Origin of the sequence: Streptomyces sp. NBC_01244 (genome assembly GCF_035987325.1) — a bacterium.
Taxonomy (GTDB): domain Bacteria; phylum Actinomycetota; class Actinomycetes; order Streptomycetales; family Streptomycetaceae; genus Streptomyces.
This window is the reverse complement of sequence record NZ_CP108488.1, coordinates 644,841-670,954: the sequence shown is the minus strand read 5'-3', so window position 1 is coordinate 670,954 and position 26,114 is coordinate 644,841. Positions and strand designations below refer to the sequence as shown.

The following is a 26,114-nucleotide window of genomic DNA, read 5'->3' as shown; positions in this document are numbered from 1 at the left end:
AAGTGGCTTAGCGTCAAGGCATTTCCTCGCTGTCGCTGTCGCTGTCGCTGTCGCTGTCGCTGTCGCGGTCCGAGGCCGAAGGCCCGCCGTTCGTACGCTCCTCCCCGCCGCCGAGGTTCCACGCCTCGATGTCGCGGTAGTGGATCGGACCCGGCCCACGGCCGATGTTGCTGCCGACCAGGTGCAAACGCTCCGTCCGCCAGCGGCGACCGGTGAACCCGGTGAGTCCGGCGGCGGCCTCCACGGCCGAGGTGGCGTCGTTACGGCGGGCCCGCGCCAGCGTCAGGTGGGGGCGCAGCGGCCGGTCTTCGAAGGGGATGCCGCACTCCTTGACCACGGCGCGCACCTCGGCGGCGAGCCGGTGCAGTCCGTCGAGGTCCCCGTCGATCCCGCTCCAGAGCACCCGCTCGCCGAAGTGCCCGCCCCCGCGCAGGGCCAGGCGTACGGGACTGCGCGCCGCCGCGAGCTCCGCGAGCGGCGGCCCCAGGAGGGGGACGGTCTCGACCGGCAGCTCACCGAGGAACGCCAGGGTGATGTGCCAGTCCTCGATGCGGTTCCACCGCATGTCCGGGTACGCGGCGTAGGCGGGGCCCAATTCCCGCGCCAGTTCCTCCTTGGCGTCGTCGGGCGGGGCGAGGGCGATGAACACGCGAACGGTCGCGGGCCGGGTCTGTCCGTTCACGGCGTTCGCATCGTCCACGGCGTTCGCATCGGTCACAGTGTTCACATCGTTCGCAGGAGACTTCGTACAGTGCTTCGGGCGGTCCGGTCGTTCATCGTGGTCAGGTGTAGTGCGCCGTGTTGTGCACGTCGCCGAACCGGGGGAAGATCCGCTCCACGGTGAACGCGTGCTCGTCGGCGGTGAAACCGGACATGGCGTCGGCGACGAACTCCAGCTCGTAGCCGTGGTCGCTCGCGGCCCGCGCCGTGGACTCGACGCCCATCGTGGTGACCAGACCGCCGAGCACCAGCGTGTCCACGCCCATGCCGCGCAACCGGTCGTCCAGGCCGGTGCCGTGGAAGGCCCCCACGGTCTGCTTGACGATCAGGACGTCACCCGGCCGCTCCAGCCCGTCGGCGAAGCCGCTGCCCGGCGGCTGCTCCGCCACCCCCGGCCGGTCCACTCGGACGAGCACCACCGGGCGCCCGCCGGCCCTGAAGGCCTCGGCCAGCCGGAGGCAGCGGGCCAGCACCTCCTCACCGGAGTGAGGGGCGACCGGCAGGTCGATGATGCGGGGCATCAGGTCGATGAGGATCAGCGCGGAGGTCACGGGAAGGATCATAGGACAGGGCCGTACGGGCGCCGGGGGCCTCGCGCCAGGGCGACAGGCCCTACGGCGTGCTCGTGAAGGAGCGGCGGTAGGCGCGGGGCGGAACTCCCCTGCGCCGCACGAACTGTTCGCGCAGGACCGCCGCGCTGCCGTAGCCGACCCGGCGGGCGATCTCCTCGACGGGCAGGTCCGTGCTCTCCAGGAGTTCCTCGGCGCTGCTCAGCCGCAGGTTCCGCAGCCAGGCGTGCGGGGTGGTGCCGGTCGCGGCGGTGAAGCGGCGGGCGAAGGAGCGCTTGCTCATCACGGCGCGACGGGCCAGCTCCGTGACGGGAAGCGGCTCGTGGAGGTGGTCGCGCGCCCAGGCGAGCACCTCGGAGAGTCGCTCGTCCCGGCAGTCCTCGGGGACGGGCGCCGCGAGGTACTGGGCCTGCCCGCCGTCGCGGTGCGAGGGCAGCACCATGTCCCGGGCGACGGCGTTGGCCATCGCGGCCCCGTGCTCCCGCCGCAGCAGGTGCAGACACAGATCGAAGCCGGCGGCGGCCCCCGCGCCCGTGACGATCCGGCCTTCGTCGATATAGAGGGCGTCCGGTTCGACGGCCACGTCCGGATGCCGGTGGGCCAGCAGTTCGGCGAACCGCCAGTGCGTGGTGGCCCGTAGCCCGTCGAGCAGCCCGGCCTCGGCCAGGGCGAACGTGCCGACGCAGTGGGCCGCGAGCAGGGCGCCGCCCCGGTGGGCGGCCACCAGGGCGTCGAGTACCGCCGGACCGGGCGGTGTGCGGAAACCGGCCCCCGGCAGGGCGATCACCAGATCGGCGGCGGCCAGCCGGTCGAGGCCGTGCTCGATCGCGAGCGGCACCCCGAAGTCGGTGGGGACCGGCCCGGGCCGCTCGGCGCACAGGGCGAAGTCGAAGCCGGGCAGCCCCTGCCCGTGCGGGCCGAAGACCTCGGCGACGATCCCGACGGCAAGCATGCCGACGCCGGGCGGGACGTACGCGGCGACGGTCGCGAAAGGGGGCACGGGGGCAGTCTGCCACCGTGGCACGACTACTGGCACTAATCCTGCGATCACTGGCAGATGTGCCACTCGTGCGCTCCCTGTCGCCGCGGAAGGATTACAGCCATGACGAACACGACGAAGAACGACACGGCGAAGAACGACACGGTCACCGTCCAGGACCTCCGCACCGACGCACCGCTCGGTCGCAGCGCCGTCTACAAGGTCCTGACCACCGGCTACGTCGGATCCACCGGGCCCGGGGTCGCCGCCACCGTCTCCTACGTATCCGATGCCGGCCGGCACTTCATCTTCGACCCGGGCATGGTGGCGAGCCACACGGACATCCTCGGCCCGCTCGCGGAACTGGGGCTGGGCCCCGAGGACATCACCGACGTGGTGCTCAGCCACCACCACCCGGACAACACCATGAACGTGGGCCTGTTCGGCCGGGCCCGGGTGCACGACCACAAGGTGGAGTACCGGGGCGACCAGTGGACGAACCGGGACGCCGAGGGCTACGAACTCACCCCCTCCCTGCGCCTGATCCGTACCCCGGGGCACAGCCACGAGGACATCACCCTGCTGGCCGGAACGGACTCGGGCGTGGTGGCCTTCGCCGGCGACCTGTGGTGGCACGCGGAGGGCCCCGCCGACGACCCGGTCGCCCCGGACCGCGAGGTGCTGCGCGCCTCCCGGCTGCGGGTGCTCGCCGCGGCGGACCTGATCGTGCCCGGCCACGGAGGCCCGTTCGCCGCCGACGGCACCGTGCCGCTCTAGGCGCTCCCTCCCGGATCGCGTCGGTGCCTTCGGTTTTGCGTCAACTTGCCTCTGATTTAGGTGAGTTGCTGCCATCCTGACCTATCTTCCATGGGGCATACCGGTTCGCCCCAGGAGGTCAGATTGCAGTCCAGGCGCTTCTTCGCCTTACCCCGCACGCTTCGCCGGTCGAGACTGCTCACAGCCTTCGGTCTCGGCGCGCTGCTGATCGGCTTCACGCCGTGGCTCGGGGTCGCGAGCCCCACGCCCACCCCGGGGCCGGTCGGCGAGCAGGCGGCGCGGCAGTCGCCGCACCACGGCGTCGCCCCGGCGAACGCCATGGAGCCGACGGCCCCCGTCCTCGACCGGACCGGATGGACGGCCGCGGCGAGCGACGAGGAGACGGCCGGTGAGAACGGCCGCGCCGCGGGCGTCCTCGACGGTGACACCGGCACCCTCTGGCACAGCAAGTGGTCGGGCACCGCGGCCCCCTTGCCGCACAGCATCACCATCGACCTGCACCGTACGGCGGTCGTCTCGGCGCTCGTCTACACCCCCCGCACCAACGGGGCCAACGGGCGCGTCGGCGAGTACACCCTCAGCGTCAGCGCGGACGGAACGAACTGGCCGGCCCCGGTCGCCAGTGGCACGCTCGCGGACGACGGCAGCGCCAAAACGCTCGGGTTCGCCCCACAGGGGGCCCGGTTCGTACGGCTGACGGCGCTCACCGAGGCCGGCGGCCGCGGCCCGTGGACCTCCGCCGCCGAGATCAACCTGCTGGGCGACCCCGGCACCCCGGAGGCCACCGTGGACCTGGCCCGGACCGGATGGACGGCCGCGGCGAGCGACGAGGAGACGGCCGGTGAGAACGGCCGCGCCGCCAACATCCTCGACGGTGACACCGGCACCCTCTGGCACAGCAAGTGGTCGGGCACCCCGGCGCCCCTGCCGCACAGCATCACCATCGACATGCACCGCACGGCCGCGGTCTCCGCACTCGTCTACCACCCCCGCACGAACGGACCCAACGGCCGGGCGGGTGCCTACACCGTCACCACGAGCACCGACGGAGCCGCCTTCGGCGCACCGGTGGCGGCCGGCACCTGGCGCGACGACGACACCGTCAAGACCGCCACCTTCACCCGCAGCGCGAACGCCCGGTTCGTCCGGCTGACCGTGACCGCCGAGGCCGGCGCCCGCGGCCCGTGGACCTCCGCCGCCGAGATCCGCCTGAGCGGGCCGGCCAGTCCCGCCGTCCACGGATCCTGGGGGCGGATCACCGGCTTCCCCCTGGTTCCCGTGGCCACGGCCGTGCTGCCCGGGGACAAGCTGCTGGCCTGGTCCGCGTACGCGGTGGACCGCTTCGGCGGCAGCAACGGCTACACCCAGACCGCGATCCTCGACCTGAAGACGGGCAAGGTCACCCAGCGCCGCATCGACAACACGGGGCACGACATGTTCTGCCCCGGCATAGCCATGCTGGCCGACGGCCGCGTGCTGGTCACCGGGGGCAGCAACGCGGAGAAGGCCAGCATCTACGACCCCGCCACCGACGACTGGTCCGCCGCCGGCAACATGAACATCCCCCGCGGCTACCAGTCCATGACGCTGCTCTCCACCGGCGAGGCCTTCGTCCTGGGCGGATCCTGGAGCGGTCCCGCGGGGGACAAGGCGGGCGAGGCCTGGTCGCCGGAGACCGGCACCTGGCGCGGACTCCCGGGCGTCCCCGCCCTCCAGGCGTCCACGGCCGACCCCGCCGGACCCTACCGCGCCGACAACCACATGTGGCTGCACGCCACTTCGGGCGGCAAAGTGCTGCAAGTGGGCCCGAGCAAGCAGATGAACTGGATCTCGACCACCGGTACGGGCAGCATCACCCCCGCCGGCGTCCGAGCCGACAGCGCCGACGCCATGACGGGCAACGCCGTCGCCTACGACATCGGCAAACTGCTCACCCTCGGCGGCTCGCCCGCCTACCAGAACACCCCCGCCACGCGCCGCGCGTACACCGTGGGCATCGCGGGCAGCCAGGTCGAGACCGCCCGTACCGGAGACATGGAGTACGCCAGGGCCTTCGCCAACAGCGTGGTCCTGCCCGACGGCAAGGTGATCGTCCTCGGCGGGCAGAACTATCCGGTGCCGTTCAGCGACGCCACCTCGGTCCTGACCCCCGAACTGTGGGACCCCGCGACCGGCGCCTTCACCCCGCTCGCCACCATGGCCGTCCCGCGCAACTACCACAGCGTGGCCAACCTGCTGCCGGACGGACGGGTCTTCTCCGGCGGCGGAGGCCTCTGCGGCGACTGCGCCACCAACCACGCCGACGGGGCGGTCTTCACACCGCCGTACCTCCTCAACCCGGACGGATCGCCGAAACCACGCCCCGACATCACGGGAGACGTCCCCTCCAGGACGCGCCCCGGCACCTCACTGACCCTCTCCACCTCCTCCCCGGCGGCATCCTTCGTCCTGATGCGCGCCGCGGCCGCGACCCATTCCACCGACAACGACCAACGGCGGGTCCCCCTCGCCTCCACGGCCACGGGAACGGGCGGATACACGGTGTCCGTACCCGCCGACCCGGGCGTGGTCCTGCCGGGGACCTACATGCTCTTCGCCCTCGACGCCCAGGGAGTACCGAGCACGGCACGCTTCCTCACCATCTCCTGACCCGCGTACGGCATCCCGCCGGCCGGAACTCCACAGTCCGGCCGGCGGACGCACGCACCGTTCCCCCACGCGTCTCAGCCCGGCGGTGCTCCCTGCTTCGGCCCCGGCGCGAGGTCGCGCCGGGGGAGGAGGAGCGGGGTCGCCATGGTCAGGAGGCCGGCGGCCGCGAGGGCGGTGCGGAGGTCGGTGAGGGCGGCGAACAGGCCCCACAGCGCGGTCAGCGCGGCGATGGAGGCCTTGCTGGTGACCGACCAGGCGGACAGGACGCGGGCCACCCGGTCCGGCGGGGTCCGGGTGAGCCGGCGGGTGGCGAACACCGGGTTGAACACGCCCATGCAGGTGATCAGCCCGAACTCGACGGCCATGACCAGTACGAGCCCGCCGGTCCCGGAGTGGACCAAGGCCAGCCAGGGCAGCCAGCACGCCCGCAGCACCCCGGCGGTGAGCATCACCCGGTGCTGTCCGAACCGCTCGACGAGCCGCGGGGTCAGCCGTGAGCCGAGCAGGCCGCCGGCGCAGGGCACGGCGAAGGCGAGTCCGTACTGCCAGGGCGTGAAGCCGAGCGGGCCGAGCATGAGGACGGCGAGCAGCGGCGAGGTCGCCATGATCAGGCCGTTGACCAGGATCGTGTTGGCGAAGAGCGGGCGCAGCTCGGCGTCGGCCAGGATGTACCGCCAGCCTTCGAAGAGGTCGCCGAAGCGCAGCCGCGCCGGGGCTCCGGGAGGTGGAGCGGGGCGTGGCTCCTCGCCGCCGATCGCGCGGATCCCCGCGGCCGAGAGCAGGTAGCTCACCGCGTTGCCCACCACCGTCATCACCGGCCCGAACACGGCGACCGCCACCCCGCCCAGCGGGGGCCCGAGCATGGTGGCGGTCCAGGTGGTGGACTCGAACCGGCCGTTCGCGACGAGCAGGTCCTCCGGCCGGACGAGCGCCTTCAGACAAGCGCCGCCGGCCGCCGTGAAGGCGATGTCCGCCGCGCCGACGACGACCGAGACGAGCAGGAGCTGGGTGATCCCGAGCCCGCCGAGCGCGAAGGCCGCGGGCACGCTCATCAGCGCCGCGAACCGGATCAGGTCCATCCCGATCATCACCGGCCGCTTGCGGCGGAACTCCACCCACGGCCCGAGCGGCAGCGCCACCACCGCGGCGACCGCCGGCCCCGCGGCCGCCAGCGCCGACACCTCGGCGGGCCCGGCGTGCAGCACGAAGATCGCGATCAGGGCGAAGGAGTCGAAGGCGAGCCAGGTGCCGAGCGTACTGACCGCGTACGCCGCCCAGAGCCACCCGAACTGCCGTCCCAGTGACCGCCCGGTCCTCGTGATCGGCATGATCGCCGCAGCCCCCGCTCTCTCGCACGCCCGCCCGGTGGTGCGAGCGAGCGTACGAACCTACTTGTGTCGCCCGGAGCAATCAAAGCGAGCGGCACACAGCCGGGTCAAAACCATGCCCCCGGCACGGCTCCGGCCCGGCACCCGCGTGGTGCGGGGCCGGGCCGGAGTGTCGTGCTGTCGGCTCAGGGAGCGAGCCGGTAGGCGTTCGTGATCGTCTCCCGTACGGTGTTGCCGGCCTTGTCCTTCAGGTCCACCCGGAACGACACGGCCTTGGCCGACGCCGGGTGCTGCACGGTCACCGACCGCGCCCCCTCCGCGTCCGTAGCCACCGCGAGGAGCCGCCAGGTCTTGCCCCCGTCGAAGGAGACCCTGACCGTCAATGCGGCGACCTGCCCGTCCTTCGCGGCCGCCCCGCCCAGCACCAGCGGCACCTTCAGCGCGCCGCCCGCCGGCGCGGTCCCGCTCAGGCTCAGCTTCGGCGACAGCCGCACCGTGGACAGCGGCAGCGCCACGGTCTCGTCCGTGGCCGGACGGGCCGAGGTGAACGTCCAGATCGCGCTCACCTTCGTGCTGGTCGAGGTGTCCCCGGCGGAGCGGCTCGCCTCCTTGGTCAGCCGGTACGTCGCCTTGCCGGCCGGCACCTCGGCGCTCAGCCAGCCGCTCGGCGGAGTTTCGACGATGACCTTGCCGCCGGACTCCAGCCGGGTGACGCCGCCGGTGGTGATGGAATAGCCCTCGTGGCCGGCGCCGTCGTTGAACAGCCCGACATTGAAGTCCACGTAGTCGCCGGAGCGCGTCGCGGCCTGCTCCTTCCCGGCCTCCAGATCGGGGCCGACCACGCCGGTGTTGAAGTTCAGCGTGTACCGGTGGCCCGCCTTGTACGAACGGAGGTCGTGCGTGTAGACGACGCGCGGCTCCCCCTTGGAGTCGATCTGCGAGGCGACCCAGGACCAGCGCACACCGCCCTCGGTGTTGACGTACTGGGTGCTCGCCAGCGGCAGGCTCCGCTCGGCGGGGTCCTGTACGCCGGACGTGTAGCCCTTGGCGTCCGTCGGCGTCGCGTAGAGCAGGCCCTTCGCCCCGGTGACCGAGGCGCCGAACCCGAGCTTCACCTCGGCGACGTCCGCCCGGGTGAGCTTGCGGTCGAGCCCGGTGAACCAGGTGTCCGAACGGTTGAAGGCCAGCCGGTAGTCGACGTTCTTGCCCGCCGCCCCCGGTGTCTTCCACAGACCGTTGTACTGCGCCCGCAGCGTGGGCGTGGCCGGGCCCAGGTGCTGGGTGAGGATCTTCGTGGCCCCGTCGGTGGCCCACATGTCGGACACCATCGCGGCCTCGTCGTAGAACCCGGCGTAGGCGCTCACCAGCTTCGCGGACGGATCCGGCGGGGTGACGGCGAACGGCTTGGCCTTGCGGGAGTCGAAGGTGACCGTGGTCCTCCCGGTGAGCTTCAGCACCGGCTGGACGAAGAAGCCCAGGGTGGCGTCCGGGCCCCAGATGACGCCCTCCAGCAGGTAGTCGCCCTTGGGCAGCCGCTGGACGACCGTGCCGCTCGGGTCGTACGGGACCTCGAAGCGGCCCTCCAGGCCCGTGCCGAGCTTGGTGACCGTGGTGTAGTACGTCGCCGGCTTCGCACCGTTGACGTCCAGGTGCTTCAGGGTGACGTCGTAGGACTCCACCTCACGCTCGACCATGAGACCAGTGCGCACCTGCTGACCGTCCCCGGAGGCCAGCACGGTTCCGCCGAAGGCGCCGTCGGCGGCGCCCTTGCGGGTGTCGGCGGTGACGGTGGTAGTCGCACTGCCACCGGCGGGGACGGTGAGCTGCGCGTCCTTGACGGTGAACATCCCGGCCGGGGCCGGACGGCCGGACGGGCCGGTGCCGGCCGTGCTCAGCTTCAGCGTGACCGGCTTGGTCCCGTGGTTGCGGTACGTGAGGGACTTGGACACCGGCTTGTCGTCGGCATGCGGCCACAGGTGCGTACCGAAGGCGAGAGAACCGGGATCGGCGGTGACGACGGCCTTGACGGCCCGGACCAGATCGGTGAGGCCCGCGCCCTGCTGATAGGCGTTGAGCTTCGGGTTGGGCGTGGCCGAGGCGGTCAGCAGGGCCTTGATCCGGGCCGCGCTCCAGTTCGGGTGCTGCTGCTTGACCAGGGCCGCGGCGCCCGCGACGTGCGGGGTGGCCATCGAGGTGCCCGACATGCTGACGTAGCCCTCGGGGGGCCCGGGATCGGCGCTCTGCGTGGTCGCGGCGGCGGTGATGTCGACGCCCGGGGCGGTGATGTCCGGCTTGGCCAGTCCATCGGCGGTCGGACCACGGCTGGAGAAGTCGGCGAGCTGGTCCTGCTTGTCCACCGCGCCGACCGTGAGGGCCGCGGCAGCGCTGCCGGGCGTGCGCATCGTGCCGGCCTGGTCGCCCTCGTTCCCGGCGGCCACCACGAACAGGGCCTTGCCGGAGAGCTGGGCGACCGCTTCCTCCATGGGGTCGACGCCCGGCTGGTCGGGAGAGCCCACGCTCATGTTGACCACGGTCGCGCCCTGGTCCACGGCCCACTGCATACCGCTGACGATCTCGGAGTCGGAGCCGAAGCCGTCGTCGCCCAGGACCTTGCCGTCCAGGAGCTGCACATCGGGTGCCACGCCCTTGTAGAGGCCGCCCGACCGCGCGCCCGACCCGGCGATCGTGGAGGCCACGTGCGTACCGTGCCCGTACCGGTCTTTGGAGTCGGGTGAGCTGCTGAAGTTCTTCTGCAGGGTCTCGACGCCCTTGAGGTCCGGGTGGGTCTCGTCGACCCCCGTGTCCAGGACCGCCACCTTGACGCCCTTGCCGGTGTAGCCCGCCTTCCACATGGCGGGCGCGCCTATCTGCGGCACGCTCTTGTCCAGGGTGGCGCTCACCTTGCCGTCCAGCCACAGGTGGGCGACGGGCGGTACGGGCGCGGAGCCCAGCGCGCGGGCGTCCTTCCGGCCGGTGACCGCCGTCCAGAGGGCCGCGGCGTCGGCCTTCCGCGCGTTGAACGCCTCGCCCGCCACCGCGGGCAGTTCGCGGCGGTCGCGGGCGACCGCCGCGAGCGTGTCGCCGGCGGCGCCGAAGGTTTTGGCCCCCGAGGCGTCGCGCCGGTAGCCGGCGATCAGGGGCAGCGTGGTGCGGTGCGCGTCGTCGTACCCGTCCTTCACCAGCTGGGTGACGTCGAACAGCCGCCGGTCGAGCACCCCGTCGGCGACCAGTCGCAGGGCGTCCTGCGGAACGACGTACGTGTGCGCGCCCTCGCGGCGCACCGAGAGGGCCGTCCCCTCACGGCCCGCGCCGCGGATCACCTGCTCGACGCTGCCGTCGCCCTTGACGACGACCCGGTCACCGGTGACCAGGGTCACGGTCGCCGACGGCGTCGCTTCCTTCTTCGCCCGGCCCTTGGCCGGACCTCCCGTGCCGTCCTGTGCGGTGGTGCCGGCGGCCGGCGCCGGCGTGGCGCCGGCGGACACCGTGCCCGCGACCAGTGTGCCCGTCACCGCTGCGGCCAGTGCCGCCGTTCGGGCCTTCCTTGCGAATCCCACCCGTGTTCCCCCGCGTTCGTGTGCATGCCCATGCGTGTGGTGTGGGGTATCACGCCGGGCGGGCCCGTTCGGTTCTCCGCCGACGCGGGAAACATCAGCTCGCACACGAATTCGTCCGTGGGGGTCACCAGGCGACGGGGAGCTCCCGCAACCCGTAGACGATGGTGTCCCGTTGGAACACGAGCTGCTCCTCGGGTACGGCCAGTCGCAGGCCGGGCAGTTTGCGCAGGACGGTCTCCAGCATGACCTGGAGCTCGACGCGCGCCAGGGTGTGGCCCAGGCACTGGTGCGGACCGTGGCCGAAGGCCACGTGCCGGCGCGCGTCCCGGGTCACGTCCAGCTCGGCGGGACAGGCGGAGCCGCCGCCCGGGGCTTCGGCGGGTTCGGCCGGGTCGGTGGGTTCGGTGGGTTCGGTGGGTTCGGTGGGTTCGGTGAAGTCTGCGGAGCCGAAGAGCTCCGGCTGCCGGTTGGCGGTGGACAGCATGCAGATCACCCCGTCCCCAGCCCGGATCGCCGCTCCGGCGACCGTGACGTCCTCGGTGGCGGCGCGGCCCAGGCCGAGGTGGATGATCGTGAGGTAGCGCAGCAGTTCCTCCACCGCACCTGGAATCAGGGCCGGTTCGGCACGCAGCCGGGCGGCCTGCCCGGGGTGGCGCAGGAGGGCCAGGACGCTGAGCGCCGCCATGTTGGTGGTGCTCTCGTGGCCGGTGATCAGGAGCATGAAGCCGAGCGAGGCCGTCTCCCGCGCGGTCAGGTCGGGCCGGACGGCGAGCCGGCTGAGGATGTCGTCCCCGGGATCCCGCCGTTTGCGCTCGGCCAGCTCGGCCAGCTCGGCCAGCTCGGCCAGCTCGGCCAGCTCGGCCAGCTCGGCCAGCTCGGCCAGCTCGGCCAGGTAGCCCATCAGCCCGCGGTGGGCCCCGGCGGCCCGTCCCGGGTCGGTGGTGTTGTCGAGCAGGGTCCGGCTGAGCGACTGGAACAGCGCGTGGTCCTCGTACGGGACCCCCAGCATCAGGCAGATGACCAGTGACGGGACGGGCAGCGCGAAGTCCGCGACGAGGTCGGCGGTCCGGCGTCCGCCGGAGGTCATTGCCCCGACGGCGGCCTCGACCACGTCCGCGATGGCCGGGCGCAGTTCCCGGACCCGGCGGTTCAGGAAGTCCTTGGCGACCATCCTGCGCAGCCGGGAGTGCTCCGGGTCGTCCATCCGGATGAAACTGGGCTGCGCGGTGGCCAGTTGACGCTGGCCGGGGGAGAGGAAGGGGAATCCGGGGGTGCGTGCGTCGGCGCTGAAGCGGGCGTCGGCGAGGACGGCCCGCACCTCCTGGTGGCCCGTCACGAGCCAGCAGGGGGTGCCGTCGGGCAGCTCGGCGCGGCTGACCGGAGCCCTGGCGGCGGCCTGCGTGTAGCCGGGTGGCGGGTCGTAGGGGCAGGACCCGTACGGGGCGGGCAGGGCGAGCGGGGCCGCGGCGGCGGCCGGGTTTCCGGAGCCGAAGCCGGTGTCGGCGGAGGCGGCGGTCGGCGTGGTGGTGACGGTCGGCGTGGTGGTGACGGTCATGGTGGCGGATCTCGTCCGGAGGGGGTTCGGCCGCCGTCGGGCGGGGTGTGGAGGGCGCCGAGCGTGGCGCACATGGTGGCGCACTGCCCGGCGAGGATCAGCAGTTCGATCAGTTGGTCGGCGCGCAGTCCGCCCGCCAGCCGGTCCCACAGCGGCTGCGGCAGCGGCTCACCGGCCGCGAGCGCGTCGGAAGCCTCCAGCAGGGACAAATCGGCGTCCTGCCAAGGGTGTTCGGTGAGAGGCGAGGTCGTCGCCGCCACTTCCCGGCAGTCCAGCCCGGCGTCGGCGGCGACCGCGCTGTGACGGTCGAACACGAAGGACCCTCCGCGCCGGTGTGCGGTGCGCAGGACGACCAACTCCCGCTGACGGTTCGTCAAGGTTCCTTCGTGGGTCAGGACCCGGGCCAGGGAGAGCCAGGCGTGTGCGAGTCCGGGATGGTGGGCGAGGGTGCCGAAGAGGTTCACCCGCCCGGGGCCGTCCTTGGCGGATCCGGCCAGCAGCCCGCGCAGGGCGGGCGTCCACTGCTCGGGCGGCAGCGGGGTGATGCGTACGGGGCGCTCGGGCGGTTCGGTGGTCATCGGGCTCACCACCGGCAGACGACGACGCCGGCGCTGGCGCCGCTCGCGAACCCGAACATGCCCACCAGGTCGCCCGGGTGGAGCCGGTCCGACTTCATCGCGGTGGCCGGCTGCAGCGGGATGGTGTTGGTCGCGACGTTGCCGTGCGCGGGGAAGGTGGACAGGATCCGCGAGGGATCCAGCCCACCCAGTCGCACGCCACCCGGGTGAAGGGCACGGACGGCTGGTGCACGCAGACGAGATCGAAGTCCTCGACACCCACCCCGAGTTCGCGTACCGCACCGCGCACCTTGGCCGGCATCCCGTCGAAGGAGGCGACGAGCCGCGCCGAGTCGATCTCCAGGCGGCCCATCCTGCGGTGGTTCGCGTACGGATTGGACAGTGTCGCGGCCTGCCAGCCCCAGGAGTTGGCGAAGAACCGGCTCTCGAGGATCCCGGGCCGCGCACTCGCCGCGACCAGGACCGCCGAGCCCATGTCGCCGGTGCTCAGGCTCGGCAGGGCACTGAGCAACTCGTCCGGGTCCGTGACGCTCCATCGGCTCTACCGGGTGCTGACCTCGGCGCTGGTGATCAGCACCCGCCGGTACTGTCCCGCCCGGACGAAGGCGTCGGCCACCTCCAGCGCGTTCAGTACGCCGTTGCAGGCGTTCTTCAGGTCGAACACAGGGCAGTCCAGGCCGAGTTTGGCCGCCACCACATGGGCGGTGGCCGGTTCCTCCATATCGGCGAGGATGTCGGCGTACAGCAGCAGGTCCACCTTCCGGGCGGGGGTGCCGCTCTCCTCCAGCAGACTGCGGGCGGCGCGCACCGCCAGGTCGGAGGGCTGCTCCTCGGGCGGTGCCACCGTGCGCTGGTCGAGCCCGTACATGTGCCGGAGCACGCCCCGGGACATCGGGACGCCGGGGCTGCCCGCCCGGAAGCGGTCCTCGACCGCGGAGACGCTCTGGCGCTCCTGCGGTACGTGGACGGTGGCGTGGACGACGGCACTGTGAACGGCCAAGGGTACGAAGCCTTCTGCTGGTGGGGGACGGGCGGCGGTCAGGGCGCGGTGAGGAGGAGCACCACGTTGTGCCCGCCGAAGCCGAAGGAGTGGCTGACGGCGGCGCCGACCCGCTGCTCGCGCACCGTGCCCGTCACGCAGTCGATGTCGTAGGGAGAGCCGGAGCCGCAACCGGAGCCGCGCGCCGCGAGGTTGGCGATCGGTGCCACCCGGGAGTCACGGATGGTGAGGGCGGTGAGCGCGGCCTCCACGGCGCCGGAGGCACCGAGGCTGTGGCCGAGCACCCCCTTGGGGGCGGTCACGCTGGGGCCGTGCGCCAGGACTCGGGCGATGAGCTCTGCCTCGGTGCGGTCGTTGAGCGGGGTCGAGGTTCCGTGGGCGTTGACGTGGTCGACGTCCGCCGGGGACAGCCCGGCCTGGGTGAGCGCCGCGCGCAGGGCCGCCTCGGCGTACTCGCCGCCGGGGGACGGCGCCGTCGGATGGTGTGCGTCCGAGGTGAGGCCGGCTCCGGCCAGGTGCGCGTAGCCGCGCCGCCCGCGAGCCGCCGCGTCCGCCGGCCGCTCCAGTACGAGCACTGCGGCCCCCTCGGCGATGACGAAGCCGTCCCGGTCCGCCGCGAACGGCCTGGAGGCCAGGGCCGGCTGGTCCACCCGCCCGGACAGGGCGCCCATCCGGGCGAACCCGGTGGTGACCACCGGGGTCACGGCCGCCTCCGCACCGCCGGCGATCGCGATGTCGCAGGCCCCGGAGAGCAGCAGGTCACGGGCGATGGCCAGGGCGGTGGCCCCGGAGGCACAGGCCGTCTCGGTGGCCAGGGAGGGCCCGTGGGCGCCGAGGTCCGCGGACACCTCGCCGGCGGCCATGTTGGGGATCAGCATCGGGATGAGGGAGGGCGAGACCAGGTCGGGTCCCCCCTGGTGGTGGCGCAGGGTCATCGTCTCCAGATGGAGAGCCCCGGCCAGTCCCGAGCCGATCACCACGGCCACCCGGGCCCCGTCCCAGGAAGCGGGGTCGAGTCCGGCATCGGCCACGGCCTCGCGGGCCGCCAGCACCGCGAGCTGCGTGAACCGGCCCATCCGCCAGGCCCTGCCGCCGCCGATGCGCCCCTGCTCGGGGGTCATGGCGGGGATCCGGCAGGAGAAGCCGACCGGGCAGTCCTTGAGCTCGGGATCGGTGTCCGCCGTGGAGCGGCCCCGGAGCACCCCGGCCCAGGTGTCCTCACGGCCGATCCCGGCCGGGGTGATCAGCCCCAGGCCGGTGACGGCGACGGCGCGGGGGTGCGGGGAAGCCGTCACAGGGCGTCCTGCGCGGTCCGCTTGGAGTGGAGTACGGCCACGAGCTCGCCGATGGTGGTGCGCTTGGCGGCCTCGTGTTCCTCGACCTTCACGCCGAGCTCCTCCTGGAGGGCGAGGGCCAGTTCGGCGAGGGCGAGCGAGTCGAGGTCGAGGCTCTCCAGGGTGGCGTCGGGCAGGACGCTCTCGGGGGAGACTTCGAACTTCTCGGTGAGCACGGTGGCGAGAACGGTCTGGACAGGGGGCATGGCGGAGCGTCCTTCCGGGACGGGTGGTGAGCGTGAGCTGAAGACGGGCAGGGCGCGGTGGGCGGCTGGGAGCGGGTATCCGGGACCGGTGTGGGGAGCGGGACTTCAGGGACCGGGGATCACGTGGCGGCAGGGTCCGGTGCGACCGATCGGGCCCTACGGCATCGGCGCGGACGGTGAAAGTGGTGGGCGCCGAAGGCTGCGCGGGGGTCACGGGGACCCCGCGGGAACCCGGTGGGCGGAGTCGGGTGGAGGCGGTGGGTGCGGCTGGGTGTGGTGGGTGAGGCTGGGCGTGGTGGTGAACGAGCAGAGCTCAGGGCGCCGGGTCGATGGCGGGCACCGCACGCTCGAGCCGCGGCCAGAGCACGGCGGCAGACCCCCAGGTGAGCCCGGCCCCGAAGGTGGTGAGCAACACCCTCTCCCCGGCGTGCAGTTCGCCGCGCGAGGCGGCGTCGGCCAGGGCGAGCGGGATGGACGCGGCGCCGGTGTTGCCGACCCGCTCGATGTTGGTCACCCGGCGCGGTCCGGGGACGGGCAGCCGCTCCCCGACGGCTTTCACGATGCGGGCGTTGGCCTGGTGGGCGCAGAACCGGTCCACGTCCTCGGGTGACCAGCCCGCGTGTTTCAGTACGGTCTGAGAGGACTGGGTCATCCGGGTCACCGCGTGCTGGAACACCTCGCGCCCCTGCATCCGGAAGTGCCGGTCGCCGGGGCCGTAGGCGTCGGGGGCGGACCGTTCCCGGGCTCCGCCTCCGCGCACCTCGATCAGCTCGTCGCCCGAGCCGTCGCTGCCGAGGTCGAAGGCGAGGATGCTGCCCGGTTCCCCGGCGCGGCCCCGGCGCAGGACGACGGCACCCGCACCGTCGCCGAAGACGATGCCGGCCGAGTGGTCCTCGGGGTCCAGAAGGGTCGAGTACAGGTCGGCCGCGACGAGCAGGACCCGGTCCGCGCAGCCGGACAGCAGGGCTCCGGTAGCGGTGGCGAGCCCGTACAGGAAGCCGCTGCAGGCGGCGTTGACGTCCCAGGCGGCCGCGCCGCCCAGGCCCAGACGGGTGGCCAATTGCGGGGCCATGGCCGGCATGGGCCGGTCCGGGGTGGAGGTGGCCACGAGCACGGTGTCCACGGGAGCGCCGCCCGCCACGGCCAGGGCGCGGCGCCCGGCCTCGAGGGCGAGTTCCCCGGTGGACACTCCGGCGTCGGCCCGGCGCCGCTCGCGGATCCCGGTGCGGCGGTGCACCCAGGCGTCGTCGATGCCCCAGGCCGAGGGGAGTCCGGCGTTGGCGACCACCCGGGGCGGAACGTATCCGGCGATGCCCTCCAGCACCGCCGCGGGCGGGGCGGACCGGGTGGCCGGGGGTGTCAACTGGTCTTCTGAGCAAGGCAAGAGGGAAGTCACGCACGTCTCTCAGGAGGGATCTCGGGGGAGCGGCACGACTGTAGGGCGGGTCAAGATCACGTCGGGCGCGGAGGTGCGGGGGAACGGATGTGCTGAATGCCTGGTTCTGCATCATCGCCGCAGCTCAGCGGCGTGTAGGAAGAAACGTTACGGCCGATGGGGCATCGGGGTATCGCCCCAAAGGCTGAACTAGGTACGGCTGTCCAGGCGTCCGGCTGACGTCGGGGTGCTGCCGTCCTCGAGTCCATCAACCGTTTCCACGGCCCGAGGGCAACGGTGGGAACGGGTGGCGCTGTTGAACGTGTTGCACGCGCCCCCCTCCCGGGCCGCTCCGTAGCGCGCGATGCCGGGAGGGGGACGGGGAGGGTTCGGGGAGGTTCGGGGCGTGAAGTGGAGCGTGTCTGTTCTCAGTCGACCTGGAGCTCGCCCATCCGGCTCCAGCCGGTCGCGCCCTCGATGGTGGTGCTGACGATCTCCGGCGTCCGGGTGACCAGGGGACGCATGGTCTCCAGGGCCTTGCGGAAGTGTGCGGAAGTGACGTGCGCTTCGCCGGCGTCGTCCTGGAACGCCTCGACCAGTACGTAGGTGTCCGGCTCTTCCAGGCTCCGGGACCACTCGAACCACAGGTTGCCCGCCTCGCCGCGGGTGGCCTGCGTGAACTCCGCGACCAGTTCGGGCCACTGGTCGACGTACTCGGACTTGACGGGGAATTTCACCACAATGAAGATCATTCGAGCATTGTAGGCGCGAGCCCCGCCCGGCCTGCGGTGCCCTCAGGTCCGTTCGGGGGCGGAAGCCGGCCCCGCCGCGGTCTCCGTCCTCGGTGCGGGGAAAGCGGCGGCGGTGAGGGTCGCCGCGAGGTCCTCCTTGCGCATCCGCTGGTCGACGTAGATCAGGGCGATGACCATCTGCGGGAAGCTGAACTGGAACAGCGAGCTGATGACGCCGCCGAGCAGCATGGCGGCCCCGTAGACGAGGAACCCGACGATCAGCGTGCCGGGGTCCGGCGAGGGATCGTCCGACCCCGGCAGGCTCGGGAAGGCCGCGAACATGCCGACGAAGCCGAACGGCATCTGGATGGCGTACCCGGCGGCCATCGCCACGACGTACCCGAGCATCGAAATGCCGAACACCCTCCACCAGCCGTCGCGGACCAGCTGCGAGGAGCGCCGCAGTGCCGCGACGGGGCCGAGTCCTTCGCAGACCGCCGCGGCGGGCGCCAGGCTGAACCGGGCCATGAGCCAGACGGAGAAGGGCACGCACAGGAGGGAGCCCAGGAGGAGCAGCCCGACGGCGGCCGGCGTGCCGAAGCCGTCCGGGCCCGCGGACATGATGATCAGCGGGATGCAGATCGCGTACAGCAGGAGCGCCGGCCCGCCCGCGATCAGCGCCGTGAGCAGTACGGCGGCGAGCACCGACGGCAGCCGTGACCAGCTGCGGCGCCACATCGCGCCGAAGGTCGTGGGGCGGCCGAGCACCGCCTCCTGGATCAAGGCGGGGCACAGGGCGCTGAACATCGCGGCGCCCACCGTCATCACGACGAGCAGGACCACGCACGCCGGTACGAAGGAGAGGAAGAGGGCCGCCACGTCCGAGCCCGCAGGGTCTTCTCCCGGTGCGAGATCGAAGACGGCGGAGAACCGGTCGTACGCGGCCGCGAAGGAGAGCGCGAGCGCGGCGGCCGCGAGCAGGATTCCGATGCCCTGCACCGCGGCCATCACGCCGATCAGGGGCTTCCAGTACCGCCGGAACGTCCCGAAGGCCCCGCCCAGCACCTCGCCCGTGGCGAGCGGGCGCAGCGGCATGACGCCCGGCTGTGGTGCGGGAGGCGGCATCCAGCCACCTCCCCACTGCGGCGGCACGGGCTGACCCGGGTGGTGACCCCACCCGCTGTGGTGCGACATCGGTGTTCCCCCTCGACTGAAGGGACACGGTAACCCGCCCGTGAAAGCCCTGGCCAAGGCCCCCCGGTCCTCAGTGGGCGTCCCCGTCCAGGGGAACCACGAGTCCGATGGTCTCGGCCGCCACGGCGATGGCGTAGTCGAAGAACGCGGCCTCGTCCCGGACGCTGTCGTGGGTACGGCTGAAGACCTGGAACACCAGGAGCCCGATCAGGCTGCTCCACAGCACGATCCCGCGCTCGATGACGTCGGAGAACGGGGCCGGGGGCAGGCCGCCGAAGGCCTCCACGGCAGCCGGCAGCAGCAACGGCGGCCCGGGCACCGTGCGCCGGGGCGGGGTGAGTTCGCCTCCCGCCAGGGCCGCGCCCACGATGCCGGCCAGGACGCCGGGCGTGCGCGAGGCGGGCAGGACGGTGTCCTGCGGGGCGTGGTAGCCGGGGACGGGCGATCCGTAGATCAGCGTGAACTCGGCGGGGTGGTCGAAGGACCACTGGCGCAGCGCGCGCGTGACCGCGAGCAGCCGCGCGCCCGCGGAGGCGTGGAGGGCGGCGGCCTTGTCGGCGCGCTCCATCGCGGCGCCGGACCCGTCATAGGCATCGATGACCAGCGCGGTCAGCAGGTCGTCCCGGTGCGGGAAGAGGGCCCGTACCTCGGTGACGGCACGACCGCAGTCGCGCGCGAGGGAGTCCAGGGACAGCCCTCCGCCGCCCAGCTCCGCCAGGTGCAGGCGCGCGGTCTTCTTGATCAACTCTGACAGGATCGCGTCGGCGGATGTCGAATTCGTTGCGTGATCGTCCATGCCGAAACCGTACCGGTCGGGGCCAACTGCCTTGTGTGCGGCCTCCGCAGGGCGCCGGCCGGGCACGGGCGGGACCCGGTCGAGGGACCCGGTAGAGGGCCCGGCCGAGGACCCAGGCAGGTCGCGGCGCCCAAGTGCGCCGATGTCGTCGTACGCGACTCCTCCCCGCGTGCGTGAAGATCGGGCGGGAGCGACGCGCACGCCTCCGCCAGAACACGCAGGTGGGTACGACCGCAGACGGAGGGCTCCATGGGATCCACGGGCACAGGCTCGGGAACGGGCTCGGGCTCGGGCTCGGATACGGATACGGATACGGGCACGGACCGGCCCGGCCGGGTCGAGGTCCACGGCATCGACCACGTTCCCGACCGCGAGCGCCACGGCCGGGCCCGCGAGCTGTTCCCCGTCTGGGCGGCGGCGAACGTCAACTACCTGAGCATGGTGGTCGGCGGCGCCCTGGTCCTCATGGGCCTGAGCCTGGGTCAGGCCATCGCGGTCATCGTGCTGGGCAGCCTGTTCTGGGCGCCGATCGGGCTGCTCGCCGTCTCGGGGCCGGCCTCCGGCACGCCGAGCGAGGTGATCGCACGGGCGATGTACGGCGTCCGCGGCAACCGGGTGAACATCGCCGTCAACGGCTGGCTGCTCTGCATCTGCTACATCGCCCTCAACCTGGCCGCCGCCGCGGTCGCCGCCTTCGTCCTCGTGGAGAAGGCGGGCATCGACACGAACAGCGGGGTCAAGATCGCCGTCGTGGTGGTCATCGCCGCCCTCACCCTGGCCATCGGCGTCTACGGACACGCCACCATGGTGAGGCTCTACCCCCCGATCGCGATCGCCCTCACCGTCACCTTCGCCGTCGTGGCCTGCTACGTGTGCACCCGCCCCGGCCTCGGCCGACAGCCCTCCGAACCACTGACCGGCACCGCCCTGTGGGCCACCCTCGCGGCAGGCGTCACGCTCATCGCCTCGGGCCCGCTCTCCTACACCAACAGCGCGGACTTCTCCCGCTACCTGCCGCGAACGACCTCCCCGAGGGCGGTCGCGGGCTGGACCGCGCTCGGCGGATTCCTGCCCGGAGTCCTCCTCTGCTCGCTGGGCGCGCTCGCCGCGACCGTCGTGGACATGGCCGAGCCGCAGGCCGGGCTGGAGAGCATCCTGCCCTCCTGGTTCTCGCCCGTGTTCCTGTTGGCGATCGTGCTCGGCACGATCGCCAACAACGCCATGACCGCCTACAGCTCCGGCCTCGCCCTCCAGGCCATGGGCGTCCGTGTCCGCCGCTCCGTCGGCGTCCTCGTCGACGGAGCGCTCGGGGTCGTGGTGACCCTGTACGCGCTCCTCGTCTCCAACTTCCTCGACACGGTCGGCAACCTCCTCCAGCTGAGCGTCGTCGTGCTGGGCCCCAGCACGGCCGTCTACGCGACCGACATCCTGCTGCGCCGCTGCCGCTACGACGGCCGCGCGCTCGGCGACGAGAGCCCCGGCGGCCCCTTCTGGTACACCGGGGGCGTCAACCGGGCGGGAGCGCTGGCCCTGACGGCGGGCATCGCGGCGGCCGCCCTCTGTGTGGACACCCTGTACACGGGCCCCGTCGCCCGGGCCCTGGACGGCGTGGACCTCTCCCTGCCCGTCGGCATCGCCGTGGCGGCGTCCCTCTACGCGCCCCTGATGCGCCGCACGCTACGGAGCCGGGCCACCGTGCCGCCGGCCTGACCCGGGCATCCGGCGCCGGGGCACGCGCACCCGCTACGACGGGGCGTGCAGCTCACCGGTCCGTGCCACGCGGGCGTACCAGTGCGCGCTCGATTTGGGTGTGCGCTTCAGGGTGTCGTAGTCGACGTGGATGGCACCGAAGCGTTTGGCGTAGCCGTAGGACCACTCGAAGTTGTCGAGCAGCGACCAGAGGAAGTAGCCGTGCACGTCCACCCCGTCGGTGATCGCCCGGTGCACGGCGTCGAGGTGGGCGTGGATGTAGGCGGCGCGTTCGGGGTCGTGGACCGTGCCGTCGGGCCCGATCTCGTCCTCGTACGCCGCTCCGTTCTCGCTGATGACGAGCGGCAGTCCGGGGTAGCGGGCGGCGGTGCGGGTCAGCAGGTCGTACAGGGCGCTCGGGTCCACTGGCCAGCCCATCGCCGTGCGTTCGCCTGGTGCCTGGTGGAAGGCGACCTCGTCCGCGCCGGGCCAGGGGGAGTGTTCGCTGTTGCCGTGGCCGTCGTCCTGCGGCTTTTGGTCGCCGGGCGCGACGTGCGAGACGACTGTCGGGGTGTAGTAGTTGACGGCGAGGAGGTCCAGGGGCTGGTGGATCGTGGCGGTGTCACCGTCGCGGACGAAGGACCAGTCGGTCAGGTGCGCGGTGTCCGCGAGGAGGTCCTGGGGGTAGGCGCCCTCCAGCATCGGGCCCAGCCAGATGCGGTTGCCCACGGCGTCGATGCGCCGGGCCGCGTCCCGGTCCTCGGCCGAGGGGGTCAGGGGGCGCACTTCGTGGAGGTTGAGGGAGACGGCGAGCTGGGCGTCTGCGGGCAGCGCCGCCCGCAGGGTCTGGACGGCGAGGCCGTGGCCGAGGTTGAGGTGGTGGGCGGCGCGCAGGGCGGCGACCGGGTCGGTCCGGCCGGGGGCGTGGACGCCGGAGCCGTAGCCGAGGAAGGCGCTGCACCAGGGTTCGTTGAGGGTGATCCAGTGCTTGACCCGGTCTCCGAGGGCGTCGGCGACGAGGCCCGCGTACGTGGCGAAGCGCTCGGCGGTCGTCCGCTCGGGCCAGCCCCCCGCGTCCTCCAGGTCCTGGGGGAGGTCCCAGTGGTAGAGGGTGAGGGCGGGGGTGACACCGGCGGCGAGCAGTTCGTCGACCAGCTTGCGGTAGAAGTCGAGGCCCTTCTGCACGGCCGGGCCGCGGCCGGTCGGCTGGACGCGGGACCAGGAGACGGAGAACCGGTAGGCGCCCAGGCCGAGTTCGGACATCAGCCGGACGTCTTCGGGGAAGCGGTGGTAGTGGTCCACGGCGACGTCGCCGGTGTGGCCTTCGAAGACCTTGCCGGGGGTGTGGGAGAAGGTGTCCCAGATGGACGGGGTCCGGCCGTCCTCGCGGGCGGCGCCCTCGATCTGGTACGCGGCGGTGGCCGTGCCCCAGAGGAAGTCGGACGGGAAAGAGCGGACGGCGGTGAGCGGCCGGGTCTCGGACGCGGTCATAGGAGAGCGCTCCCAACGCGAAATTGGATGGAGTGGTGCCGGATAACAGAGGGGGAGGGGACGGGCGGGGGCGCGGCGCGGAGCCGGTCAGTTCTTGACGGCGCCGGCGGTGATGCCGCCCACGATGTGCTTGCCGAGTACGGCGAAGACGAGCAGCAGGGGCAGGGTGGAGATGAGTGCGCCGGTCAGGACGACGGCCTGGTCGACGGTGTGGTTTCCCGCGCCGAGGCCGGCCAGGGCGACCTGGAGGGTCGGATTGCCGTCCGGGGTCAGTGCGATGAAGGGCCAGAAGAAGTCGTTCCAGGCCTGGACGAAGACGAGCATTCCGAGGACCGCCATAGCGGGCCGGGCGACGGGGAACACCACGTGCCAGATGATGCGCAGGCTGTGCGCCCCGTCCATCCTGGCCGCCTCGACGAGTTCCACGGGCAGTGCCTCGATGAGGTATTGGCGCATGAAGAACACGCCGAAGGCGGCGACCAGGGAGGGTAGGACGACCGACTGGAGCTGATCGACCCAGCCGAGGTCGGTGATGATCTGGTAGAGCGGGATCACGCTGAGCTGCGGCGGGATCGTCATGGTCGCCACCACCAGGGCCAGCAGGGCGCCCCTGCCCTTGAAGGGCAGTTTGGCGAAGGCGAAGCCGGCCAGGGTGGAGAACAGGACGGTGGACAGCGCCACCAGCGAGGCGACGATGGTCGTGTTGACCAGTGCCTCGCCCATGTCGACCTGGTTCCAGGCGAAGGTGAGGTTGTCGAAGAGCCGGGGGCCGGGCAGGAGCGGGGCCGGGGCCTCGACCACGCGCTCGCCGGTGTGGGAGGCGGCCACGAGGTTCCAGTAAAGGGGAAAGAGGGAGACGAGGGCCGCCAGTCCGAGGAGGACGTACGTCAGCGGTCCCGCGTGATGCTGACGGCCTGCCGACTGGCGCAGCAGCCTGCGGCGCGGCGCCGGTGTGGTGGCCGGACCCCCGGGCGTGGCCGTGGCCGTGTGCGTAGGTACGGGTGTGGGCGTGGGCGTGTCGACCGTGCGGGCCATGAGCTTCAGCTCCCCGACTTCTTGCGCTTGTGGTTCGAGCGGGTGATCAGCGTCTGGATGCCGCCGATGAGCAGGAGGAGCAGGAGCATGACCCAGGCGATGGCGGAGGCCTGGCCCAGCGCGCCGGTCACCCATCCCTTCTCGTACATGAGCAGGCTCAGCGTCTGGAACTGGTTCCCGCTGCCCCCGCTGATGCCGACACTGCCGCCGAAGAGCATCGGTTCGCCGAAGAGCTGCGTGGCGCCGATGGTGGAGACGATGACCGTGAAGAGGATCGTCGGCCGGATCGAGGGGATGGTGACGCTGATGAACTGGTGCCAGCGCGAGGCCCCGTCCAGCGCGGCGGCCTCGTAGAGGTCCTGGGGTACGGCTTGCATCGCCGCCAGGTAGATGAGCGCGTTGTAGCCCGTCCAGCGCCAGGTCACGATCACCGAAATGGCTATCTGGGCGGGCCACTTGGAGGATTCCCAGGCGACCGGGTCGAAGCCGGCCCAGCCCAGGACCGTGTTGATCAGGCCGTAGTCGGTATTGAAGAGCTGGGCGAAGACGAGCGTGGCCGCCGCGATCGAGGTGGCGTACGGGGCGAGGACCGCGACGCGGAAGAAACCCCGGCCACGCAGCTTGTAGTTGAGCAGGTGCGCGAGCCCGAGGGCCATCAGCAGCTGGGGGACGGTGGAGATCACGCCGATGGTGAAGGTGTTGGCGAGCGCGTTCCAGAAGAACTCGCTGGTGGCCAGGGAACTGTAGTTCTCCAGCCCCTTCCACTGCGTGCTGCCGCCGAGTTCGACCCGGTGGAGCGAGAGCCAGCCCGTGTAGATCAGGGGGAAGAGCCCGAAGGCCGCGAAGGTGAGGAAGAAGGGGGCGACGAAGACGTAGGGGACCGCCTTCAGGTCCAGGCGGTAGAGCGTGCTGCGCAGGCCGGCGGGCGGCGGGGAGCCGCCACTCGTCGCCCGTACGGAGGTGGCCACGGGGGCGTCCTTCCGGGTGGGTGCGTAAGGGGAGATGCGTAAGGGTGGGTGGGTACGGGAGACGCGTACGTGTGGTCGGTACGGGAGGTGCGGACGGGGGCGGCCCGCCGCCCGAGAGGCGGTGCGACGGGCCGCGCCCGGCCTCCGTTACTGGTCGATCTTGTCGTCGACCAGCTTCTTGACGTTCTCCCAGGCCTTCGCCGGGTCGGTGCCGCGCTGCTCGATGTCGAGGATGCCGTTGTCGGTGAGGAAGGTCTTCACCTGTCCGTCCCAGCGGCTGATCGGGGCGGGCGTGATGCCGGCCGCGGCCTCCGAGTAGATCTTGCCGATCGGGGTGTCACCGAAGTACGGCAGTTTGGCGTCCTGGACGGCCGCCGAGATGAGCGTGTCCTTGGTGGAGGGGATGTTGCCGTTCACGCCGAAGACCTTGGCGTGCTGCGCCGGTGCGGTGAGCCAAGCGGCCAGCTCGGCCGCTTCCTTGGCGTGCTTGCCCGACTTCGGCACGGCCAGGAAGGAGCCGCCCCAGTTCCCGGCCACGGGCGGTGCGGCGATGTCCCACTTCCCCTGGTTCTCCGGGCCCGCCTGGTCCTTGATGATGCCCGTCATCCAGCTGGGGCAGGCGACGGTGGCGAACTTCGAGTTCTTGAAGGCCGCGTTCCAGGTGCCCTTCTCGTCGAACTGGCGCAGCTTGGCCGTCAGTTCGCCCTTCGTCGCCGCCACGGCGGTGTCCCACGCCTTCTTCACGCCCGGGCTGTTCTCGTAGTCCAGCTCGCCCTTGGTGTTCGCGTACTGCACCGGCTCACTGGAGATCACCGCGTTGAACAGACCGCTCGCGGAGTCGTGGAAGGAGGTCCCCTCCGGGGCGCTCTTCTTGTACGTCTCGCCGGCGGCTATGAACTTCGCCCAGTCGCCTGCCCAGAGCTTGCCGACCTCGGCGCGGTCCGTCGGTAGCTTGGCCTTGGCGAAGAGGTCCTTGTTGTAGCAGATGGCCATCGGGCCGATGTCCGTGCCGAGGCCGATGACCTTGCCGTCGCCCGTGGTGGCCTGCTTGACCTTCCAGTCCAGGAACGCGCCGAGGTCCGCGCCGCCCGTCTTGCCGAGGTCGGTCCACTTGTCCGCCATGGCCGGACCGGTCGCCTCCGCGATGTAGCCCACCTCCAGGGCCTGGATGTCCGCCAGACCGCTGTCACGGGAGAGGCGCAGCTTCAGCGTGTCCCAGTACTTCTGGCCGTCCGCGACGTTCGACTCTTCGATCTTGATGTTGGGGTGGGCCTTCTCGTACTCGGCGTAGAGCTTGGCGCCGGTGGCGTTGTCGTAGCCGAAGGAGCCGAAGGTTCCGATCCGCAGCGTGATCTGCTCGCCGCTGCCGCCGGCCGCGCCGTCGCCGTCGCTGCCGCAGCCGGTGAGCAGGGCCGCACCGGTCGCCATGACGGCGATCGCTGCGACCGCGTTGACCGCGGTGCGGCGTCCGCGTCCGTGTCTGCTGCTGGAAGTGCGCATTCCACTCTCCTCGTCCAAGGTGGTGCTCGTTGTGCGCCGGGAGGTCCGGCGGGCTGTTCGCGGCTCGGCGAGGGCCCTGCCAG

The 26,114-nt window shown here is 72.1% G+C and carries 22 protein-coding genes; 3 read left to right on the top strand and 19 right to left on the bottom strand.

The window, feature by feature from the left end; translation table 11 throughout:
• Positions 1-13 precede the first annotated feature (13 nt).
• From thpR to OG247_RS02775, 3 genes are all read right to left on the bottom strand, one after another.
• On the bottom strand, positions 14-718 hold the full coding sequence (gene thpR, locus OG247_RS02785) for an RNA 2',3'-cyclic phosphodiesterase (RefSeq protein WP_442813205.1): 705 nt from the start codon (positions 716-718) through the stop codon (positions 14-16).
• Between the two features lie 64 nt (positions 719-782).
• Positions 783-1,283: an isochorismatase family protein gene (locus OG247_RS02780; RefSeq protein WP_327250662.1), complete on the bottom strand. Its 501-nt coding sequence runs from the start codon at positions 1,281-1,283 to the stop codon at positions 783-785.
• A gap of 49 nt (positions 1,284-1,332) precedes the next feature.
• Positions 1,333-2,241 (bottom strand): GlxA family transcriptional regulator, encoded by a 909-nt coding sequence (locus OG247_RS02775; protein ID WP_327257316.1) that lies wholly within the window; start codon positions 2,239-2,241, stop codon positions 1,333-1,335.
• A gap of 150 nt (positions 2,242-2,391) precedes the next feature.
• On the opposite strand from OG247_RS02775, the gene OG247_RS02770 reads away from it, so the two are divergent.
• Together OG247_RS02770 and OG247_RS02765 are read left to right on the top strand one after the other, a co-directional pair.
• Positions 2,392-3,045 carry an MBL fold metallo-hydrolase gene (locus tag OG247_RS02770; RefSeq protein ID WP_327250661.1) on the top strand — a complete coding sequence of 218 codons (654 nt, stop codon included), beginning with the start codon at positions 2,392-2,394 and terminating at the stop codon, positions 3,043-3,045.
• Positions 3,046-3,168: 123 nt separating this feature from the next.
• Positions 3,169-5,694 (top strand): discoidin domain-containing protein, encoded by a 2,526-nt coding sequence (locus tag OG247_RS02765; RefSeq protein ID WP_327250660.1) that lies wholly within the window; start codon positions 3,169-3,171, stop codon positions 5,692-5,694.
• A gap of 74 nt (positions 5,695-5,768) precedes the next feature.
• Here the strand turns inward: OG247_RS02765 and OG247_RS02760 are convergent, their stop codons facing one another.
• The 12 genes from OG247_RS02760 to OG247_RS02705 all read right to left on the bottom strand — a co-directional run bounded on the left by OG247_RS02760 (position 5,769) and on the right by OG247_RS02705 (position 19,348).
• Positions 5,769-7,022, bottom strand: a complete 1,254-nt coding sequence (locus OG247_RS02760) for an MFS transporter (RefSeq protein ID WP_327250659.1) — start codon at positions 7,020-7,022, stop codon at positions 5,769-5,771.
• A 185-nt stretch (positions 7,023-7,207) separates the two neighbouring features.
• Positions 7,208-10,579 carry a S8 family peptidase gene (locus OG247_RS02755; RefSeq protein ID WP_327250658.1) on the bottom strand — a complete coding sequence of 1,124 codons (3,372 nt, stop codon included), beginning with the start codon at positions 10,577-10,579 and terminating at the stop codon, positions 7,208-7,210.
• A gap of 124 nt (positions 10,580-10,703) precedes the next feature.
• Complete coding sequence (locus OG247_RS02750) at positions 10,704-12,134, bottom strand: cytochrome P450 (protein ID WP_327250657.1); 1,431 nt, start codon at positions 12,132-12,134, stop codon at positions 10,704-10,706.
• On the bottom strand, positions 12,131-12,712 hold the full coding sequence (locus OG247_RS02745) for a carboxymuconolactone decarboxylase family protein (protein ID WP_327250656.1): 582 nt from the start codon (positions 12,710-12,712) through the stop codon (positions 12,131-12,133). Before OG247_RS02745 ends, OG247_RS02750 begins: the two co-directional genes overlap by 4 nt.
• Positions 12,713-12,717: 5 nt before the next feature.
• Positions 12,718-12,909 (bottom strand): 3-oxoacyl-[acyl-carrier-protein] synthase III C-terminal domain-containing protein, encoded by a 192-nt coding sequence (locus OG247_RS02740; RefSeq protein ID WP_327250655.1) that lies wholly within the window; start codon positions 12,907-12,909, stop codon positions 12,718-12,720.
• Positions 12,910-13,253: 344 nt separating this feature from the next.
• A complete protein-coding gene (locus tag OG247_RS02735) occupies positions 13,254-13,712 on the bottom strand; it encodes a 3-oxoacyl-ACP synthase III family protein (protein ID WP_327250654.1) in 459 nt (152 codons plus the stop codon).
• A 38-nt stretch (positions 13,713-13,750) separates the two neighbouring features.
• Positions 13,751-15,007, bottom strand: a complete 1,257-nt coding sequence (locus OG247_RS02730; RefSeq protein ID WP_327250653.1) for a beta-ketoacyl-[acyl-carrier-protein] synthase family protein — start codon at positions 15,005-15,007, stop codon at positions 13,751-13,753.
• Positions 15,004-15,252 (bottom strand): phosphopantetheine-binding protein, encoded by a 249-nt coding sequence (locus OG247_RS02725; RefSeq protein ID WP_327250652.1) that lies wholly within the window; start codon positions 15,250-15,252, stop codon positions 15,004-15,006. Before OG247_RS02725 ends, OG247_RS02730 begins: the two co-directional genes overlap by 4 nt.
• A 313-nt stretch (positions 15,253-15,565) precedes the next feature.
• The gene (locus tag OG247_RS02720) at positions 15,566-16,615 is read right to left on the bottom strand and encodes a beta-ketoacyl-ACP synthase 3 (RefSeq protein ID WP_327250651.1); all 1,050 of its coding nucleotides are present in this window, start codon (positions 16,613-16,615) and stop codon (positions 15,566-15,568) included.
• 440 nt (positions 16,616-17,055) lie between these two features.
• Positions 17,056-17,379 (bottom strand): putative quinol monooxygenase, encoded by a 324-nt coding sequence (locus OG247_RS02715; protein WP_327250650.1) that lies wholly within the window; start codon positions 17,377-17,379, stop codon positions 17,056-17,058.
• A gap of 42 nt (positions 17,380-17,421) precedes the next feature.
• Complete coding sequence (locus tag OG247_RS02710) at positions 17,422-18,483, bottom strand: DUF7847 domain-containing protein (protein ID WP_327250649.1); 1,062 nt, start codon at positions 18,481-18,483, stop codon at positions 17,422-17,424.
• Positions 18,484-18,622: 139 nt separating this feature from the next.
• Entirely contained in the window at positions 18,623-19,348 is a 726-nt protein-coding gene (locus OG247_RS02705) for a TetR-like C-terminal domain-containing protein (RefSeq protein WP_327250648.1), read from the bottom strand.
• Between the two features lie 249 nt (positions 19,349-19,597).
• On the opposite strand from OG247_RS02705, the gene OG247_RS02700 reads away from it, so the two are divergent.
• Positions 19,598-21,058 carry a purine-cytosine permease family protein gene (locus OG247_RS02700; protein WP_327250647.1) on the top strand — a complete coding sequence of 487 codons (1,461 nt, stop codon included), beginning with the start codon at positions 19,598-19,600 and terminating at the stop codon, positions 21,056-21,058.
• Positions 21,059-21,091: 33 nt separating this feature from the next.
• Here OG247_RS02700 and OG247_RS02695 read toward each other — a convergent pair whose 3' ends face one another.
• The 4 genes from OG247_RS02695 to OG247_RS02680 all read right to left on the bottom strand — a co-directional run bounded on the left by OG247_RS02695 (position 21,092) and on the right by OG247_RS02680 (position 26,031).
• Positions 21,092-22,528 carry a GH1 family beta-glucosidase gene (locus OG247_RS02695; protein ID WP_327250646.1) on the bottom strand — a complete coding sequence of 479 codons (1,437 nt, stop codon included), beginning with the start codon at positions 22,526-22,528 and terminating at the stop codon, positions 21,092-21,094.
• Between the two features lie 87 nt (positions 22,529-22,615).
• On the bottom strand, positions 22,616-23,563 hold the full coding sequence (locus OG247_RS02690) for a carbohydrate ABC transporter permease (RefSeq protein WP_327250645.1): 948 nt from the start codon (positions 23,561-23,563) through the stop codon (positions 22,616-22,618).
• Between the two features lie 5 nt (positions 23,564-23,568).
• Complete coding sequence (locus OG247_RS02685; protein ID WP_327250644.1) at positions 23,569-24,531, bottom strand: carbohydrate ABC transporter permease; 963 nt, start codon at positions 24,529-24,531, stop codon at positions 23,569-23,571.
• A gap of 147 nt (positions 24,532-24,678) precedes the next feature.
• Complete coding sequence (locus OG247_RS02680) at positions 24,679-26,031, bottom strand: ABC transporter substrate-binding protein (protein WP_327250643.1); 1,353 nt, start codon at positions 26,029-26,031, stop codon at positions 24,679-24,681.
• Positions 26,032-26,114: the final 83 nt, after the last annotated feature.

Excerpts from the sequence above, each read along its gene's own strand:
- OG247_RS02780 (WP_327250662.1), bottom strand. The coding sequence starts at position 1,283 with ATGATCCTTCCCGTGACCTCCGCGCTGATCCTCATCGACCTGATGCCC.
- OG247_RS02775 (WP_327257316.1), bottom strand. The coding sequence starts at position 2,241 with ATGCTTGCCGTCGGGATCGTCGCCGAGGTCTTCGGCCCGCACGGGCAG.
- OG247_RS02770 (WP_327250661.1), top strand. The coding sequence starts at position 2,392 with ATGACGAACACGACGAAGAACGACACGGCGAAGAACGACACGGTCACC.
- OG247_RS02760 (WP_327250659.1), bottom strand. The coding sequence starts at position 7,022 with ATGCCGATCACGAGGACCGGGCGGTCACTGGGACGGCAGTTCGGGTGG.
- OG247_RS02750 (WP_327250657.1), bottom strand. The coding sequence starts at position 12,134 with ATGACCGTCACCACCACGCCGACCGTCACCACCACGCCGACCGCCGCC.
- OG247_RS02745 (WP_327250656.1), bottom strand. The coding sequence starts at position 12,712 with ATGACCACCGAACCGCCCGAGCGCCCCGTACGCATCACCCCGCTGCCG.
- OG247_RS02725 (WP_327250652.1), bottom strand. The coding sequence starts at position 15,252 with ATGCCCCCTGTCCAGACCGTTCTCGCCACCGTGCTCACCGAGAAGTTC.
- OG247_RS02715 (WP_327250650.1), bottom strand. The coding sequence starts at position 17,379 with ATGATCTTCATTGTGGTGAAATTCCCCGTCAAGTCCGAGTACGTCGAC.
- OG247_RS02710 (WP_327250649.1), bottom strand. The coding sequence starts at position 18,483 with ATGCCGCCTCCCGCACCACAGCCGGGCGTCATGCCGCTGCGCCCGCTC.
- OG247_RS02705 (WP_327250648.1), bottom strand. The coding sequence starts at position 19,348 with ATGGACGATCACGCAACGAATTCGACATCCGCCGACGCGATCCTGTCA.
- OG247_RS02700 (WP_327250647.1), top strand. The coding sequence starts at position 19,598 with ATGGGATCCACGGGCACAGGCTCGGGAACGGGCTCGGGCTCGGGCTCG.
- OG247_RS02695 (WP_327250646.1), bottom strand. The coding sequence starts at position 22,528 with ATGACCGCGTCCGAGACCCGGCCGCTCACCGCCGTCCGCTCTTTCCCG.
- OG247_RS02690 (WP_327250645.1), bottom strand. The coding sequence starts at position 23,563 with ATGGCCCGCACGGTCGACACGCCCACGCCCACACCCGTACCTACGCAC.
- OG247_RS02680 (WP_327250643.1), bottom strand. The coding sequence starts at position 26,031 with ATGCGCACTTCCAGCAGCAGACACGGACGCGGACGCCGCACCGCGGTC.